The following is a 15,516-nucleotide window of genomic DNA, read 5'->3' as shown; positions in this document are numbered from 1 at the left end:
TTTTGGCTTCCTCTTTCTGCATTTAGAATTCTCATACGCCAGCTCTGGCGCACATTACGTCAAACACTGAATTAGCCTCACATCATGCATTCATAGCTAATTTGGGACTAACGATATTAAGCCACACTTTGACTACTGACAATTCCTTTATAGCTACATGAGCAAATAAAGTTAAATCTTATAGTTACGTGTTATATGTGAAAAACTTCTATAAATTTTCATTCATATCGAGTTAACGAATAACATTTTCAATGACGCTGCTTATCTATTTTTCTTATAAAAATCTTAATCACTTATAAGCTGAAACGCTTATGTAAAACTCATCAAATAAGAGACAAAAAAGCCAACGCTATATAGCGTTGGCTTTTTTGTATTGCACGGTTCAACTATTTGTGAGAATTCTCATTTAATTTGAGAACCTACAAATGGATCAGAAATCCAGGTTCGAAACCGCCAGCGCATTGCTCTCGATGAAGTCACGGCGAGGTTCGACCGCATCACCCATCAGGGTGTTGAAGATCTGGTCTGCGCCAATGGCGTCTTCGATGGTGACTTTCAGCATGCGGCGCACGCTTGGGTCCATGGTGGTTTCCCACAGCTGATCCGGGTTCATTTCACCCAGACCTTTGTAGCGCTGGATGGTGTGGCGCTTGGTGCTTTCGGCCATCAGCCAGTCGAGGGCTTCCTTGAACTCGGTGACCGCTTTCTTGCGCTCGCCACGCTGGATGTACGCGCCTTCGTCGAGCAGAGTGCTCAGTTGAGCGCCGAGGGTGACGACGGTCTTGTAGTCGTTGCTGCCGAAGAAGTCGCGGTTGAAGGTGACGTAGTTCGACAGGCCGTGGGAGATCAGCTCGACCTCTGGCAACCAAACGCCACGTTCACGATCTTCACGCAGGCTGGCCTTGTAGACCAGGCCCGACTTCTCGACGGTGCGCAGACGCACTTCGTACTGAGCCAGCCAGTCCTGCATCTTGGCGTGGTCGCCGAGCATTTCCAGGCTCACGGCCGGCAGGTAGATGAAGTGTTCGGTCAGCTCCTGCGGGTACAGGCGCGACAGACGCTTGAGGGTCTTCATCACCATGCGGAAGTCGTTCACCAGACGCTCGAGTGCTTCACCGGAAATGCCCGGGGCCTCTTCGTTCAGGTGCAGGCTCGCATCTTCCAGAGCCGACTGCGTCATGTACTCTTCCATGGCGTCGTCGTCTTTGATGTATTGCTCTTGCTTGCCTTTCTTGACCTTGTACAGCGGCGGCTGGGCGATGTAGATGTAGCCGCGCTCGATCAGCTCCGGCAACTGACGGAAGAAGAAGGTCAGCAGCAGGGTACGGATGTGCGAACCGTCGACGTCAGCATCGGTCATGATGATGATGTTGTGATAGCGCAGCTTGTCGATGTTGTACTCTTCGCGACCGATACCGCAGCCGAGTGCAGTGATCAGCGTGCCCACTTCCTGGGACGAGATCATCTTGTCGAAGCGTGCTTTCTCGACGTTGAGGATCTTGCCCTTCAGCGGCAGGATCGCCTGGGTCTTGCGGTTACGTCCCTGCTTGGCAGAGCCGCCCGCGGAGTCACCTTCCACGAGATACAGTTCGGACAGCGCCGGGTCTTTTTCCTGGCAGTCAGCGAGCTTGCCCGGCAGGCCGGCGATGTCCAGCGCGCCTTTGCGGCGGGTCATCTCACGGGCCTTGCGCGCCGCTTCACGGGCACGCGCCGCGTCGATCATCTTGCCGACGACCAGCTTGGCTTCGTTCGGGTTTTCCAGCAGGAAGTCGGAGAAGTACTTGCCCATCTCCTGCTCGACCGCGGTCTTCACTTCGGAAGACACCAGCTTGTCTTTGGTCTGCGAGCTGAACTTCGGATCCGGCACTTTCACCGAGATGATCGCGGTCAGACCTTCGCGGGCATCGTCACCGGTGGTCGCGACTTTGTGCTTCTTCGCCAGACCTTCCTGCTCGATATAGTTGTTCAGGTTACGCGTCAGTGCGGAACGGAAACCCACCAGGTGGGTACCGCCGTCGCGCTGCGGAATGTTGTTGGTGAAGCACAACAGGTTCTCGTTGAAGCTGTCGTTCCATTGCAGGGCGATTTCCACGCCGATGCCGTCTTCACGCTGGATGTTGAAGTGGAACACCTGGTTGACCGCAGTCTTGTTGGTGTTCAGATATTCAACGAACGCACGCAGGCCGCCTTCGTACTTGAACAGCTCTTCCTTGCCGCTGCGCTCATCCTTGAGGACGATGCCGACACCGGAGTTGAGGAAGGACAGTTCACGAATGCGTTTGGCCAGGATGTCCCAGCTGAAGTGAATGTTCTTGAAGGTTTCGCTGGAAGCCTTGAAATGGATCTGGGTGCCAGTGGTTTCGCTGTCGCCAACGATCGCCATCGGTGCCTGAGGTACACCGTGGACGTAGGTCTGTTCCCAGATCTTGCCGCTGCGGCGTACGGTCAGTACCAGCTCTTCGGACAGGGCGTTCACGACCGACACACCTACACCGTGCAGACCGCCGGATACCTTGTAGGAGTTATCGTCGAACTTACCGCCAGCGTGGAGGACGGTCATGATGACCTCGGCGGCGGAAACGCCTTCCTCTTTGTGCACGTCTACCGGGATGCCACGGCCGTTGTCTTTGACGGTGATGGACTCATCCGGGTGGATGATGATGCTGATGTCGTCGCAGTGGCCGGCGAGGGCTTCGTCGATCGAGTTGTCGACCACCTCGAACACCATGTGGTGCAGACCGCTACCATCGTCGGTGTCACCAATGTACATACCGGGACGTTTGCGTACGGCATCCAGGCCTTTCAGCACTTTAATGCTCGTTGAGTCGTACGTATTTTCTTCGCTCAATGCCTTCACTCCCGATGGTCGTGGGTCTGGGTGATACGGCCCTGTTCCACGTGGAACAGAGCGACTGGCGTTTCCGTCTGCCAGCCTTCCCTCAATAATTCGTGATCTACACAGGTGATGAAAACCTGGCAGCGTAAGTCTTCCAGCAAGCGGCACAGCGCGCGACGGTGGCTCTCGTCCAGTTCGGACGGCAAGTCATCCACCAGATAAATACACTGGCCGCGTCGGGCCTGGCTCACCAGATGCCCCTGGGCAATTCGCAAGGCACAAACCACCAGCTTCTGCTGACCCCGGGACAAGATGTCCGCGGCGTTGTGTGCGCCCAATCTAAGGCGCAAGTCAGCGCGTTGCGGTCCGGCCTGGGTATGACCCATTTGCTGGTCCCGTTGCACGGAGCCAGCCAGTACGGCACTCAATTCCCGGTCCTTGTCCCAGCCTCGGTAATAGCTGAGCGTCAAACCTTCAAGCTCAACCAGTTCGCTCAAGGTTTGTTCAAAGACTGGTTTCAAGGCTTTGATGTAAGCGCGGCGGTATTCATCGATTTCAGCGCTGGCCTGGCACAGCTCCCTGTCCCAAACCGCTTGCGAAACGGCGTCAAGTGTACCATGCCGCAGCCAGGAGTTTCTCTGGCGCAAGGCCTTCTGCAAACGCTGCCAGGTCGCCATGAAACGCGGTTCGACGTGGAACACGCCCCAATCGAGAAACTGCCGGCGAATCTTCGGCGCACCTTCGAGCAGGCGGAAGCTGTCAGGGTTGATCAGTTGCAATGGCAGGATCTCGGCCAGTTGCGCGGCACTGCGAGCGTTCTGCCCGTCGATGCGGATCTGGAACTCGCCCTGACGGTCGCGAGATATCCCCAACGCACTGTGGCCACCCTCGGCCAGTTCGACCTGACCGAACACCGTGCAGGCGAGTTGCTCGTACTGGATGACCGGTAACAGCCGCGTGCTACGAAACGAACGGGCAAGCCCCAGCAGATGAATGGCTTCCAGAACACTGGTTTTGCCGCTGCCGTTGGCGCCGTAAAGAATGTTGATGCGGGGGGAGGGGGAGAAGGTCACCGGGTGCAGATTGCGCACCGCGGTGACCGAAACACGACTTAAGGACATCCAGGATCAGCTGATTACAGACGCATCGGCATGACAACATAAGCCGAGTCGTCATTGTCGGACTCTTGCACCAGCGCACTGCTGTTGGAGTCGGACAGGATCAGGCGAACCTGTTCGGTGGTCATCACGCCCAGCACGTCGAGCAGGTAGCTCACGTTGAAGCCGATTTCCAGCGAACCGCCGTTGTATTCAACGCCCACTTCTTCTTCCGCTTCTTCCTGCTCCGGGTTGTTGGCCTGGATCTTCAACTGACCATTGGCCAGTTGCAGACGGATGCCGCGGTACTTCTCGTTGGACAGAATTGCGGTACGGCTGAACGCTTCACGCAGGGCCTGACGATCGCCCAGTACCAGCTTGTCGCCGCCCTTCGGAAGAACGCGCTCGTAATCCGGGAACTTGCCGTCGACCAACTTCGAAGTGAAGGTGAATTCGCCGGTGGTGGCGCGGATGTGGTGCTGACCCAGAACGATGCTGACGTTGCCGTCCGGCTCGGTGAGCAGACGCGCCAGTTCGAGGATACCTTTACGCGGCACGATCACCTGGTGGCGATCCGGCTGACCGATATCGGCCTGCATCGAGCACATCGCCAGACGGTGACCGTCGGTGGCCACGGCGCGGATCACACCGGCCGAGACTTCCAGCAGCATGCCGTTGAGGTAGTAGCGCACGTCTTGCTGGGCCATGGCGAAGCTGGTGCGTTCGATCAGTCGACGCAGTTTGCTCTGCTCCAGACTGCAGGTCAGCGAACCCGGGCCTTCTTCAACCGTCGGGAAATCGTTGGCCGGCAGGGTCGACAGGGTGAAACGGCTACGACCGGCCTTCACGACCAGCTTCTGCTCGTCGACCTTGATGTCGATCAGCGCGTCGTTGGGCAGGCTCTTGCAGATGTCCATCAGCTTGCGCGCAGGCACGGTGATGGAGCCGGTTTCAGCCGGCTCTTCGAGTTGCACGCGACCGACCAGCTCGACCTCCAGATCGGTACCGGTCAGCGACAGTTGCTGGCCATCGACGACCAACAGCACGTTGGACAGTACCGGCAAGGTCTGTCGGCGCTCGACGACGCCTGCGACCAGTTGCAGGGGTTTCAACAGGGCTTCGCGTTGAATGGTGAAATGCATGGTCTAGTCCCTTGCCTTAATAAGCTGCGCTGGAGTTCATCAAGTGGTCAGTGTACGCAGCAGGTTCTTGTAGTCCTCGCGGATGTCCGCGTCGGATTCCTTAAGTTCGTTGATCTTGCGGCAGGCGTGCAACACCGTCGTGTGGTCGCGACCACCAAACACATCGCCGATTTCCGGCAGGCTGTGGTTGGTCAGCTCCTTGGACAGCGCCATGGCCACCTGACGCGGACGTGCCACCGAGCGCGAACGGCGCTTGGACAGCAGGTCGGAAATCTTGATCTTGTAGTACTCGGCGACAGTGCGCTGAATGTTATCCACAGAGACCAGTTTGTCCTGCAGTGCCAACAAGTCTTTCAGGGATTCGCGGATCAACTCGATGGTGATGTCGCGGCCCATGAAGTGCGAGTGGGCGATCACGCGTTTCAGCGCGCCTTCCAGCTCACGGACGTTGGAACGAATTCGTTGGGCGATGAAGAAAGCCGCATCGTGAGGCAACTCGACTTTGGCCTGGTCGGCCTTCTTCATCAAGATCGCCACGCGGGTTTCCAGCTCCGGCGGCTCGACGGCAACCGTCAGGCCCCAACCGAAGCGGGATTTGAGGCGCTCTTCAAGGCCTTCGATTTCTTTCGGGTAGCGGTCACTGGTGAGAATGACCTGCTGGCCACCTTCAAGCAGGGCGTTGAAGGTGTGGAAAAACTCTTCCTGGGACCGCTCTTTACGGGCGAAGAACTGAATATCGTCGATCAGCAGAGCGTCCACCGAACGGTAGAAACGCTTGAACTCGTTGATCGCGTTCAGTTGCAGCGCCTTGACCATGTCGGCCACGAAGCGCTCGGAATGCAGGTACACGACCTTGGCATTCGGGTTCTTCTTTAATAGATGGTTACCCACTGCGTGCATCAAGTGGGTTTTACCCAGGCCGACGCCGCCATAAAGGAACAGCGGGTTGTAACCGTGTTTGGGATTGTCCGCCACCTGCCAGGCCGCCGCGCGGGCGAGCTGGTTGGACTTGCCTTCGACGAAGTTCTCGAAGGTGAAGGTGCGGTTCAGGTAACTGGTGTGCTTGAGCGCGCCTTCGACCTGAACGGTGCGCTGTTCGGCGCGAACCGGGGCCTGTTGCGAGGCCGCACCGGCCATCGGGTCAAAGCTGTCGCGGGACGGCTCTTCACTGACTTCCTCGGTTTTCTGCGTCGAGCGCTTGGCCGGAGCTGCACTTGGAGCGGGTGCTGGCGCACTGGCCGGCACGGTATTGGCCTGAGCCTGAGACACCTGCGCAGCGGCCAACGGCGCGTTCGGCGCGGCACGCGGTGCCGAGCTGCGTTTGCTGCCTATTAATAAGGAAAGCGCTGGCGCCATGCCGTTGCCGTGCTCATCCAGCAGTTCAAGGACGCGACCGAGGTACTTTTCATTGACCCAGTCCAGCACAAAACGGTTCGGTGCGTAGACGCGCAACTCGTCGCCTTCGGCTTCGACCTGTAGTGGACGGATCCAGGTGTTGAATTGTTGGGCAGGCAGCTCCTCGCGCAAAAGCTCCACGCACTGCTGCCAAAGTTCCACTGACACGGATATCCCCTAAGTTGAAAGCCGGTGAGGCAAAAACAAGCGGCCATTGTAGCGGCGAGCCGTCCACTTATCCACATGCAGGTTGTGTGGTGACCATGATTAATCAATGCGTTAACCGGTAAAAAGGCGACCAACGGTGTGTGCATAAGCTCTGTGGATAACCGCCTCTGAGGGCACTGGACAACTGGGGGTGGAACTCGGTGGATAACCAGCCTGTGGATAACAGGCCATTCCACACACAGGTTATCCGACAGCGCAGCACAGGCTGAACACGGTTTTCCACTGTAGTTGTCATTCTCTGTACATCACGCTCTACAAGGGCTGAAGATGGTTATCCACAGAAGACGGCTGCCCTAGCTTTTACAAGCTTTACAGAAAAGCTTTAAATAATTCCCTTCTTTATTTTTATGTCTGGCAAACAGGATTTCGCTTCCGGAAGGTCCAGAGATCTATTTATAAGGAAACGCTGGTTGGAAATTGACCTGAGGGCTTGCTTTCTCTAGAATCCCCGGTCTCTTAAAACGGGGGCCATTCCGGCCCGTTGTGGACGAACCAGGTAACACGACATGAAACGTACTTTCCAACCAAGCACTATCAAACGCGCTCGTACCCACGGTTTCCGTGCTCGCATGGCTACCAAGAACGGTCGCGCTGTCCTGTCGCGTCGTCGCGCCAAAGGTCGTGCGCGTCTGGCAGTTTGATAATCCGGTACTGGAGGTGAGTCAGGACTTCAGTCGGGAAAAGCGTCTGCTTACCCCCCGGCATTTCAAGGCAGTCTTTGACTCCCCTACCGGCAAGGTTCCGGGGAAAAATCTCCTGCTCCTTGCGCGCAACAACGATCTTGATCACCCCCGTCTCGGGCTGGTTATCGGGAAAAAGAGCGTAAAGCTCTCCGTTGAGCGCAATCGCCTCAAACGTCTGATGCGCGAATCGTTCCGTCTGCACCAGGATTGTCTGGTCGGCTGGGATATCGTTATCGTCGCGCGCAAAGGTTTGGGCGACGTAGAAAACCCCGAATTGATTCAGCATTTCGGCAAACTCTGGAAGCGTCTGGCCCGTAACAAGCCAGTTCCAGCGGTCAAAACCGAAACTGTAGGGGTAGACAGTCCAGATGCGTAAACTGGCACTCGTTCCGATCCAGTTTTATCGCTACGCCATTAGTCCTTTGATGGCCAGTCACTGTCGTTTCTACCCCAGTTGTTCTTGCTACGCGTATGAAGCCATCGAAAATCATGGCCTTCTGCGCGGTGGCTGGCTGGCCTTTCGTCGTTTAGGTCGCTGTCATCCGTGGAATCCCGGTGGTTATGACCCGGTTCCACCTATCCCTACCTCCCGTTCTTCTTCGATGGCCGAGTAATCATGGATATCAAACGCACGATCCTGATCGTCGCCCTGGCAATCGTGTCCTACGTTATGGTTCTTAAATGGAACCAGGACTATGGCCAGGCTGCCCTGCCGACTCAGAATGTTGCTTCCAGTACGACTGCATCCGGTTTGCCGGACACCGTTCCTGGCAATAACGCTTCCGCCAGTGACGATATTCCGCGCGCCGCAAGCGATACCAGCGCACCTGTGGAAACCCCGGTCGCTGCCAGCAAGGATCTGATCCAGGTCAAAACCGACGTGCTCGATCTGGCGATCGATCCACAGGGCGGTGACGTTGCCCAACTGACTTTGCCACTGTATCCACGTCGTCAGGATCGTCCTGATGTGCCGTTTCAGCTGTTCGACAACGGCGGCGAGCGTACTTATCTGGCACAAAGCGGCCTGATCGGCACCAACGGTCCGGACGCAAGCCCGGCCGGTCGTCCGGTTTACGCCTCGGAGAAGAAAAGTTATCAACTGGCTGACGGTCAGGACCCGTTGGTCGTCGACCTGAAGTTCAGCAAGGATGGCGTCAACTACATCAAGCGTTTCACCCTGAAACGCGGCCTGTATGACGTAACCGTGACCTACCTTGTGGATAACCAGAGCGCGCAGCCTTGGTCGGGTTCGATGTTCGCCCAGCTGAAGCGTGACGCCAGTGCCGACCCCTCGTCGACCACTGCCACCGGCACCGCGACTTACCTGGGCGCTGCCCTGTGGACAAGTTCCGAGCCGTACAAGAAAGTGTCCATGAAAGACATGGACAAAGGTCAGCTCAAGGAAACCGTCACCGGTGGCTGGGTAGCCTGGCTGCAACACTACTTCGTGACTGCATGGGTTGCGACGAAGGGCGAAAACAACATCGTTCAGACGCGTAAAGACAGCAAAGGCAACTACATCATCGGTTACACCGGTCCTTCGTTGACCGCTGCACCGGGTGCGAAAGTTGAAACCAGCGCCATTCTGTACGCCGGGCCGAAAAGCCAGGCCGTGCTGAAACAGTTGTCCCCAGGTCTGGAACTGACAGTCGACTACGGCATTCTGTGGTTCATCGCTCAGCCGATCTTCTGGTTGCTGCAACACATCCACGCCATCGTGGGTAACTGGGGCTGGTCGATCATCTTCCTGACCATGCTGATCAAAGGGATCTTCTTCCCGCTGTCGGCTGCCAGCTACAAATCCATGGCGCGCATGCGTGCCGTAGCACCGAAACTGGCTGCACTGAAAGAGCAACATGGCGATGACCGGCAGAAAATGTCGCAAGCCATGATGGAGCTGTACAAGAAAGAGAAGATCAATCCGCTGGGCGGCTGCTTGCCGATCCTCGTGCAGATGCCGGTTTTCCTTTCGCTGTACTGGGTTCTGCTGGAAAGCGTGGAAATGCGCCAGGCGCCGTTCATGCTGTGGATCACCGACCTGTCGATCAAGGATCCGTTCTTCATCCTGCCGATCATAATGGGCGCGACCATGTTCATCCAGCAGCGTCTGAACCCGACTCCGCCGGATCCGATGCAGGCGAAGGTCATGAAAATGATGCCAATCATTTTCACCTTCTTCTTCCTGTGGTTCCCTGCTGGTCTGGTGCTGTACTGGGTTGTGAACAACTGCCTGTCGATTGCCCAACAGTGGTACATCACGCGTAAGATCGAAGCGGCGACGAAAAAAGCCGAGGCGTAACTTACTCTGTGGATAACACCACTCAAAACGCCCCCTAGTGGGGCGTTTTGCTATCTGCCACTTTGTCTGGATTCCGGTTTATGAGCGCACCTCGTGAAACCATCGCTGCTGTCGCCACCGCTCAAGGTCGCGGCGGTGTCGGCATCGTCCGCATTTCCGGGCCGTTGGCCAGTGTTGCGGCCAAAGCCATCAGCGGCCGCGAACTGAAACCGCGTTACGCGCATTACGGGCCGTTTTTCAGTGATGACCGGCAGGTGCTGGACGAAGGTCTGGCGCTGTATTTCCCGGGACCGAACTCGTTCACCGGCGAAGACGTGCTGGAGTTGCAGGGTCACGGTGGCCCGATCGTTCTCGACATGTTGCTCAAGCGTTGTCTGGAACTGGGTTGCCGTCTGGCTCGCCCGGGCGAATTCAGTGAGCGCGCGTTCCTCAACGACAAACTCGACCTGGCTCAGGCCGAGGCCATCGCTGACCTGATCGAAGCCAGTTCTGCACAGGCTGCACGCAATGCCTTGCGCTCCCTGCAGGGGGCGTTTTCTCAGCGTGTGCATAACCTCACCGAACAACTGATCGGCCTGCGCATCTACGTCGAAGCCGCCATCGACTTCCCGGAAGAGGAAATCGACTTCCTGGCCGACGGTCACGTGCTGAGCATGCTCGACAAGGTACGTGAAGAGTTATCCACCGTGCTGCGTGAAGCCGGGCAGGGTGCCTTGTTGCGTGATGGCATGACGGTGGTGATCGCCGGTCGTCCGAATGCCGGAAAGTCCAGCCTGTTGAATGCCCTGGCTGGACGCGAAGCCGCGATCGTGACCGAAATTGCCGGTACCACCCGGGATATCCTGCGCGAACATATCCACATCGACGGCATGCCGTTGCACGTGGTGGACACTGCAGGTCTGCGCGACACCGACGATCAGGTGGAAAAGATCGGCGTCGAGCGTGCGTTGAAAGCGATTACTGAAGCGGATCGGGTGCTGCTGGTAGTCGATGCCACCGCGCCGGAAGCTGCAGATCCGTTTGCCCTATGGCCGGAATTCCTCGAAACCCGGCCGGATCCAGCCAAAGTCACCTTGATCCGCAACAAGGCTGACCTGACAGGTGAAGCGATTGCCCTGGAAGTCAGCGACGACGGCCACGTAACCATCAGCCTCAGCGCCAAATCCGCTGGCGAAGGTCTGGAGTTGCTGCGCGAACACCTCAAGGCCTGCATGGGCTATGAGCAAACCTCGGAAAGCAGCTTCAGTGCCCGTCGCCGTCATCTGGAGGCTCTGCGCCATGCCAGTGCAGCGCTGGAACATGGTCGCGCACAGCTGACGTTGGCCGGTGCCGGTGAACTGCTTGCCGAGGATTTACGTCAGGCCCAGCAATCTCTGGGAGAAATCACAGGGGCATTCAGTTCCGATGACCTGCTTGGCCGGATCTTCTCCAGCTTCTGCATCGGCAAATAACCAAAGGGGCTGTGGACAATTTATCCACAGCCCCTTTTCGTTTCACCAGTTGTAAGACACCGTACCGAGCAAAGTGCGATCTTCGCCCCAGTAGCAACGCCCAGCATCGTTGCATCCCGACACATATTCCTTGTCGAACAGGTTCTTGGCATTCAGGTCGACGCTCCAGTGCGTGTCGATCTGATAGCCGATGGCCGCATCCACCAACGTGACGTCGCCGGCATCCAGCTTCCCGTACAGCGAAGGCGAGGTGTAGGCGAAGGCACTGTCGAAGTAACGCACGCCACCACCCACGTACAAACCTTTCAAATCGCCATCGAGGAAACGGTACTTGGCCCAGACCGACGCCTGATTACGAGGCACGCCGGTCATCTGGTGGCCTTTGACCAACGAGGTCGCCGCGTCCTTGGTAATCCGCGCGTCGGTGTAGGTGTACGCCGCTGTCACATTTAGGTTCTGGGTCAGATTGCTGTTGAGTTCCAGCTCAACACCTTTGGAACGGCTTTCGCCGACCTGGCGATAGGTCGACGTGGTCGAGTCGAAGTAGGTGTCGTCCTTTTTGCGCAGGTCATATACCGACGCGGTGAACGCGGTATCCCAGCCGATCGGTTCGTACTTGAGGCCCACTTCGTATTGGCTGCTGGTGATCGGATCGAGCGGCGTGCCGGCATTGGATATCTGCTGCACCGGCACGAACGATGTGGAATAGCTGACATACGGCGTCATGCCGTTGTCGAACTGGTACATCACGCCGCCCTGGTAGGTGAACTTCTTGTCCTCGGAACTGATGTTGCTGCCCTTGGCCACCTTGTCGCGGAAGTCACTGTCGACCCAGTCCTGACGACCGCCAAGCAGGAACAGCCAGTGGTCATACTTGCTCTGGAGCTGTGCATAAACACCTTTCATGCGCTGCTCAAGCAAGGTGTTCTGCACCGCAATCGGTGTAGTCGGATCGCGCAAGTAAACCGGGTTGTAGATATCGATCGGCCCGACGATGCCGGCATTCCAGTCCTGATTGAACGAAGTGCGGTCGTAGCTGGCGCCGAACAGCACGGTGTTTTCCAGCTCGCCGACCTGGAATTTGCCTTCCAGCTGGTTATCCAGCGAATACACCATGGATTTGTTGAAGCGATCGTACGCGGTCATGTTCAGGCGCGTGCCGAAGCCTGCGTTATTGAGGTTGCCCGGCCACGTTTCATGGCGGGTGATCCGCGACTGCATGTAGCGCGAGTTCTGGCGGAACTGCCAGTCATCGTTGAAGGAATGGCTGAACTCATAACCGGTGCTCCAGGTTTCCCGTTCGAAGGTGTTCCAGTCCGGATCGCCAAGCATGGTGCCTTTGGATAGCTTGCCGTTGGGATTGCTCAGCAATGTGCCGGCCGCCGGCAGACCCAGTTCCATATTGGTGTGATCTTTCTGGTAGTTGGCCAGCAGGGTCAGGGTGTTGAAGTCGTCGAAATTCAGCGTCAGCGACGGGGCGATGTAAATGCGGTCATCCGGTACGTGATCGGTCTGGGTGTCGGACTTGCGTCCGAGCATCACCACTCGTCCCAACACATTGCCGCTGTCGTTGAGTGGCCCGGACACATCGATGCCAATCTGCCGGCGATTATTCGAGCCATAACCCAGTTGCACTTCGCCTCGTGGAGCTGCGGTCGGCCGCTTGCTCACCAGATTCACCAGGCCGCCCGGGGCGTTTTCCCCATAGAGCAAGGACGATGGTCCACGGAAAATTTCCACGCGCTCCAAACCGTAAGGTTCGGTGCTGGTGTCATAACGGTTGCCTTGCACGCGAAGTCCATCGCGCAACAGGCCGTAGCCGTAATCGGTGGCGTTGAAACCACGAATGAAAAACAGATCGCCGGCCAGGCTGTCGCCCGCTGCAAACGGTGGGGCGAAGATGCCGGGAACGTAGCCGAGTACCTCGGTGAGCGTCTGAGATTTCTGATCTTTCATGCGCTGGGCGGTCACCACCGATACCGAACGCGGCGTTTCCGACAACGGCGTGCTGGTTTTCGTACCGATCCGGCTGTTCTGCGCCCTATAGCCGACGTCGGCGGCGTAATCCAGATCCATCGGATTGGCCAATTGCCCGTTGATGTTGGTCGGGGCCAGCTCCAGCAAATCACCATTGGGCAGCGCCTGCAGAATGTAGCTACCCGGCGCTTGGGGTACGGCTTGCAAACCTGAGCCTTGCAGCAGTTGGGCGAATCCCTGTTCGACGGTGAAGTTGCCGTTCAGTCCGGTACTGCGTAAACGGTTGGTCTGCTGCGGCGAGAACGACAGAATCACGTTTGCAGTGGAGGCGAATTGGCTCAAAGCATTGTCCAGCGGGCCGGCAGCAATGGTGTAGCGCTGCGCGACCGTTGCCGCGAAGGCGTTATTGGTCATTGCCAGGCAGGACGCGGCACTGGTCATCAGTAGGCTGTAGGCAATGCAGTGGTGGGAAAAACGCTGACGGAACGTGGGAAGACGCATGTGTGGATAAGCCCTGAAGGTGTCGAAGAGCCGCGTTTATCGCGATTACCTGTAGGGCCGGGTCAGCACAAAAAAAGATAACCCTGCTTTCGATTTTTTTCCCCAGGAGATTTTCAATCAGACGCTATGGCTGATCGAGACCCAGTAACGGGTGAAGTAGCGGACGTTGATCGGTAACGAGGCCTGAAGATTGGCCAGCACGGCATCGGTGGAATCGAGCCGAAAGGTGCCGGATACGCGTAGATCCCGGGCACGACTATCGCAGTGCATAACACCGCTGTGATAACGCCCCAGCTCTTCGATTACCGCGCCCAGCCGCGCATCGAGCACAATCAGCTGGCCGTTGGTCCAGGCCACTGCCGAGGATTTAAAGGGGTAAAGGACCCCGATATGCCGACTATCGAAATCGGCACCTTCGCCTGCTTTCAAGATCATCGCGCGCGTTGATTGATCAGCGGGTTGCACGCTGATCCGATCTTCCAGCACGCCAACCCGCGTTGAGCCCGACAACTTATGCACAGAAAAACGGGTACCCAACGCTTGAATTCGGCCATCCCCGGTTTCGACCAAAAACGGCCGCTGATCGCCGAGCTTGCCGGTCTGAATGAGGATTTCACCCGAGCGCAAACGAATCAGCCGTTGTGTTGCGTCGAAAGATACATCGATGGCCGTATCGGTATTGAGCTGAATCTGGCTGCCATCCGCCAATGAGATGTTGCGACGCTGACCAACGCCGGTTTTGTAATCAGCCCAGGCATTTCCAAGGGAGGTATGTTGTTGGGCGTTCCAGCCAAGGATCCCCGTCCCTGTCGCGAGCAGTAATAATTTCAGGATCTGGCGCCTTTGTTGGCCGGTATTCAGTGCGCGACGTTTCAAATCCAGCGGCAAAGTGCCGAGCTGACGCTGCAGTTGTTCCATCTGGTTCCAGGCCGCCAGATGCGCTGGATCGCTATCTATCCACAGCTGCCAGGCTTTTTGATCGGCGAGGGTCGGCGGATCGGCCTGAAACTGCACGTACCAACTGGCAGCCGCTTCGAAAACCTTGCGGTTCGGTGCAGTGGGCATCAACGCTGCGCCATGATCAGGGCACATTCCGTCAGGGCGCGGATCATGTGCTTCTTTACTGTGGTCAGGGAAACCTGCAACTGCACAGCGATCTGTTGATAAGTCAAACCGTCGATCTGCGAAAGCATGAAGATCTTCTGGGTTCGCGCGCCCAGACCAGCCAAGGCTTTATCCACAGCGATCAGGGTTTCGATGATCAGCGCCTTGTCTTCTTCGCTGATGGCGGTGGCTTCTGGTCGAGCAGCCAAGGTCTGCAAGTAGGCAACTTCGATGGCCTGTCTTCTATAGCGATCAATGACGAGGCCGCGTGCAATGGTCGCCAGATAATCCCGCGGTTCGCGAATCTGCGACGCATTACGTGCCGCGAGGATCCGCACGAAAGTGTCATGCGCGACATCGGCAGCATCGCAGGCGTCGTGCAGTTTGCCCTTGAGCCATCCATACAGCCACGAATGGTGTTGCTCGTAGATTTGCTCGATCGCAGCATGATGGGCGGGTAGGGACATGGGAGAAACTGACGAGTTAATGATAATGGCTATTATTAGCCTCTGTTACGTTCTCTCACAATAGCCCTGTCACATCCCACTATCGACTTCATGCTCGTCTCCGATCTCTCGGTGGCGTTTTACTGCGTCCTGAAAAAACCGTCTGGTTGAATTTCTGTGGATTAAGCCCTGTGAATAACTGCCAATGAGGTCAGTTGATAACAGGGCGTGAAAACTGGATATAACTGCCTCTGTGGATAACCACCCCATTCATCCACAGGCTTAAACCGGTTATCCAAGGGCCTCCCGGCGACCTGATAACAGGGTTTTGAAACTCTGTACACATTGAATAATAAG

12 protein-coding genes are annotated in these 15,516 nt (G+C 56.9%); 5 read left to right on the top strand and 7 right to left on the bottom strand.

Translation table 11 applies throughout. The features are described 5' to 3' along the window. Nucleotides 1–430 precede the first annotated feature (430 nt). The 4 genes from gyrB to dnaA are packed head-to-tail and all read right to left on the bottom strand — an operon-like array spanning nt 431 to nt 6,638. Nucleotides 431–2,848, bottom strand: coding sequence for a DNA topoisomerase (ATP-hydrolyzing) subunit B (gene gyrB / locus HDC30_RS13210; protein WP_007960764.1), 2,418 nt, complete (start codon nt 2,846–2,848; stop codon nt 431–433). Between the two features lie 5 nt (nt 2,849–2,853). Beyond that, a complete protein-coding gene (gene recF, locus HDC30_RS13205) occupies nt 2,854–3,957 on the bottom strand; it encodes a DNA replication/repair protein RecF (protein WP_003220208.1) in 1,104 nt (367 codons plus the stop codon). A gap of 14 nt (nt 3,958–3,971) precedes the next feature. Then, nucleotides 3,972–5,075, bottom strand: coding sequence for a DNA polymerase III subunit beta (gene dnaN / locus HDC30_RS13200; RefSeq protein ID WP_003220202.1), 1,104 nt, complete (start codon nt 5,073–5,075; stop codon nt 3,972–3,974). Between the two features lie 39 nt (nt 5,076–5,114). Further along, nucleotides 5,115–6,638 (bottom strand): chromosomal replication initiator protein DnaA, encoded by a 1,524-nt coding sequence (dnaA, locus tag HDC30_RS13195; protein WP_095139791.1) that lies wholly within the window; start codon nt 6,636–6,638, stop codon nt 5,115–5,117. Between the two features lie 566 nt (nt 6,639–7,204). Between dnaA and rpmH the strand changes: the two genes are divergently transcribed. The 5 genes from rpmH to mnmE all read left to right on the top strand — a co-directional run bounded on the left by rpmH (nt 7,205) and on the right by mnmE (nt 11,131). Then, nucleotides 7,205–7,339 carry a 50S ribosomal protein L34 gene (rpmH, locus tag HDC30_RS13190; protein ID WP_003213577.1) on the top strand — a complete coding sequence of 45 codons (135 nt, stop codon included), beginning with the start codon at nt 7,205–7,207 and terminating at the stop codon, nt 7,337–7,339. A gap of 16 nt (nt 7,340–7,355) precedes the next feature. Next, on the top strand, nt 7,356–7,757 hold the full coding sequence (gene rnpA, locus HDC30_RS13185; RefSeq protein WP_311660784.1) for a ribonuclease P protein component: 402 nt from the start codon (nt 7,356–7,358) through the stop codon (nt 7,755–7,757). Next, nucleotides 7,750–7,995: a membrane protein insertion efficiency factor YidD gene (gene yidD, locus HDC30_RS13180; protein WP_080761984.1), complete on the top strand. Its 246-nt coding sequence runs from the start codon at nt 7,750–7,752 to the stop codon at nt 7,993–7,995. The genes rnpA and yidD overlap by 8 nt, the downstream gene beginning before the upstream one ends. 2 nt (nt 7,996–7,997) lie before the next feature. Continuing rightward, entirely contained in the window at nt 7,998–9,680 is a 1,683-nt protein-coding gene (gene yidC, locus HDC30_RS13175; protein ID WP_183783381.1) for a membrane protein insertase YidC, read from the top strand. An 80-nt stretch (nt 9,681–9,760) separates the two neighbouring features. Continuing rightward, nucleotides 9,761–11,131, top strand: coding sequence for a tRNA uridine-5-carboxymethylaminomethyl(34) synthesis GTPase MnmE (gene mnmE, locus HDC30_RS13170; protein WP_183783379.1), 1,371 nt, complete (start codon nt 9,761–9,763; stop codon nt 11,129–11,131). 42 nt (nt 11,132–11,173) lie between these two features. Here mnmE and HDC30_RS13165 read toward each other — a convergent pair whose 3' ends face one another. From HDC30_RS13165 to HDC30_RS13155, 3 genes are all read right to left on the bottom strand, one after another. Next, complete coding sequence (locus HDC30_RS13165) at nt 11,174–13,609, bottom strand: TonB-dependent siderophore receptor (RefSeq protein WP_183783377.1); 2,436 nt, start codon at nt 13,607–13,609, stop codon at nt 11,174–11,176. Nucleotides 13,610–13,726: 117 nt separating this feature from the next. Beyond that, nucleotides 13,727–14,674, bottom strand: coding sequence for a FecR domain-containing protein (locus tag HDC30_RS13160; RefSeq protein ID WP_183783375.1), 948 nt, complete (start codon nt 14,672–14,674; stop codon nt 13,727–13,729). After that, nucleotides 14,674–15,180: a sigma-70 family RNA polymerase sigma factor gene (locus HDC30_RS13155; protein WP_007960774.1), complete on the bottom strand. Its 507-nt coding sequence runs from the start codon at nt 15,178–15,180 to the stop codon at nt 14,674–14,676. The genes HDC30_RS13160 and HDC30_RS13155 overlap by 1 nt, the downstream gene beginning before the upstream one ends. Nucleotides 15,181–15,516: the final 336 nt, after the last annotated feature.

Origin of the sequence: Pseudomonas sp. JAI115 (genome assembly GCF_014200835.1) — a bacterium.
In the GTDB taxonomy this organism is placed as follows: domain Bacteria; phylum Pseudomonadota; class Gammaproteobacteria; order Pseudomonadales; family Pseudomonadaceae; genus Aquipseudomonas; species Aquipseudomonas putida_A.
The sequence above is the reverse complement of the archived record's forward strand: the minus strand, read 5'-3'. Positions and strand labels throughout refer to the sequence as shown.

What these genes read in the sequence shown, in the direction of transcription:
- recF (WP_003220208.1), bottom strand. Translation starts at nt 3,957, where the DNA reads ATGTCCTTAAGTCGTGTTTCGGTCACCGCGGTGCGCAATCTGCACCCG.
- dnaN (WP_003220202.1), bottom strand. Translation starts at nt 5,075, where the DNA reads ATGCATTTCACCATTCAACGCGAAGCCCTGTTGAAACCCCTGCAACTG.
- rpmH (WP_003213577.1), top strand. Translation starts at nt 7,205, where the DNA reads ATGAAACGTACTTTCCAACCAAGCACTATCAAACGCGCTCGTACCCAC.
- yidD (WP_080761984.1), top strand. Translation starts at nt 7,750, where the DNA reads ATGCGTAAACTGGCACTCGTTCCGATCCAGTTTTATCGCTACGCCATT.
- yidC (WP_183783381.1), top strand. Translation starts at nt 7,998, where the DNA reads ATGGATATCAAACGCACGATCCTGATCGTCGCCCTGGCAATCGTGTCC.
- mnmE (WP_183783379.1), top strand. Translation starts at nt 9,761, where the DNA reads ATGAGCGCACCTCGTGAAACCATCGCTGCTGTCGCCACCGCTCAAGGT.
- HDC30_RS13165 (WP_183783377.1), bottom strand. Translation starts at nt 13,609, where the DNA reads ATGCGTCTTCCCACGTTCCGTCAGCGTTTTTCCCACCACTGCATTGCC.
- HDC30_RS13160 (WP_183783375.1), bottom strand. Translation starts at nt 14,674, where the DNA reads ATGCCCACTGCACCGAACCGCAAGGTTTTCGAAGCGGCTGCCAGTTGG.
- HDC30_RS13155 (WP_007960774.1), bottom strand. Translation starts at nt 15,180, where the DNA reads ATGTCCCTACCCGCCCATCATGCTGCGATCGAGCAAATCTACGAGCAA.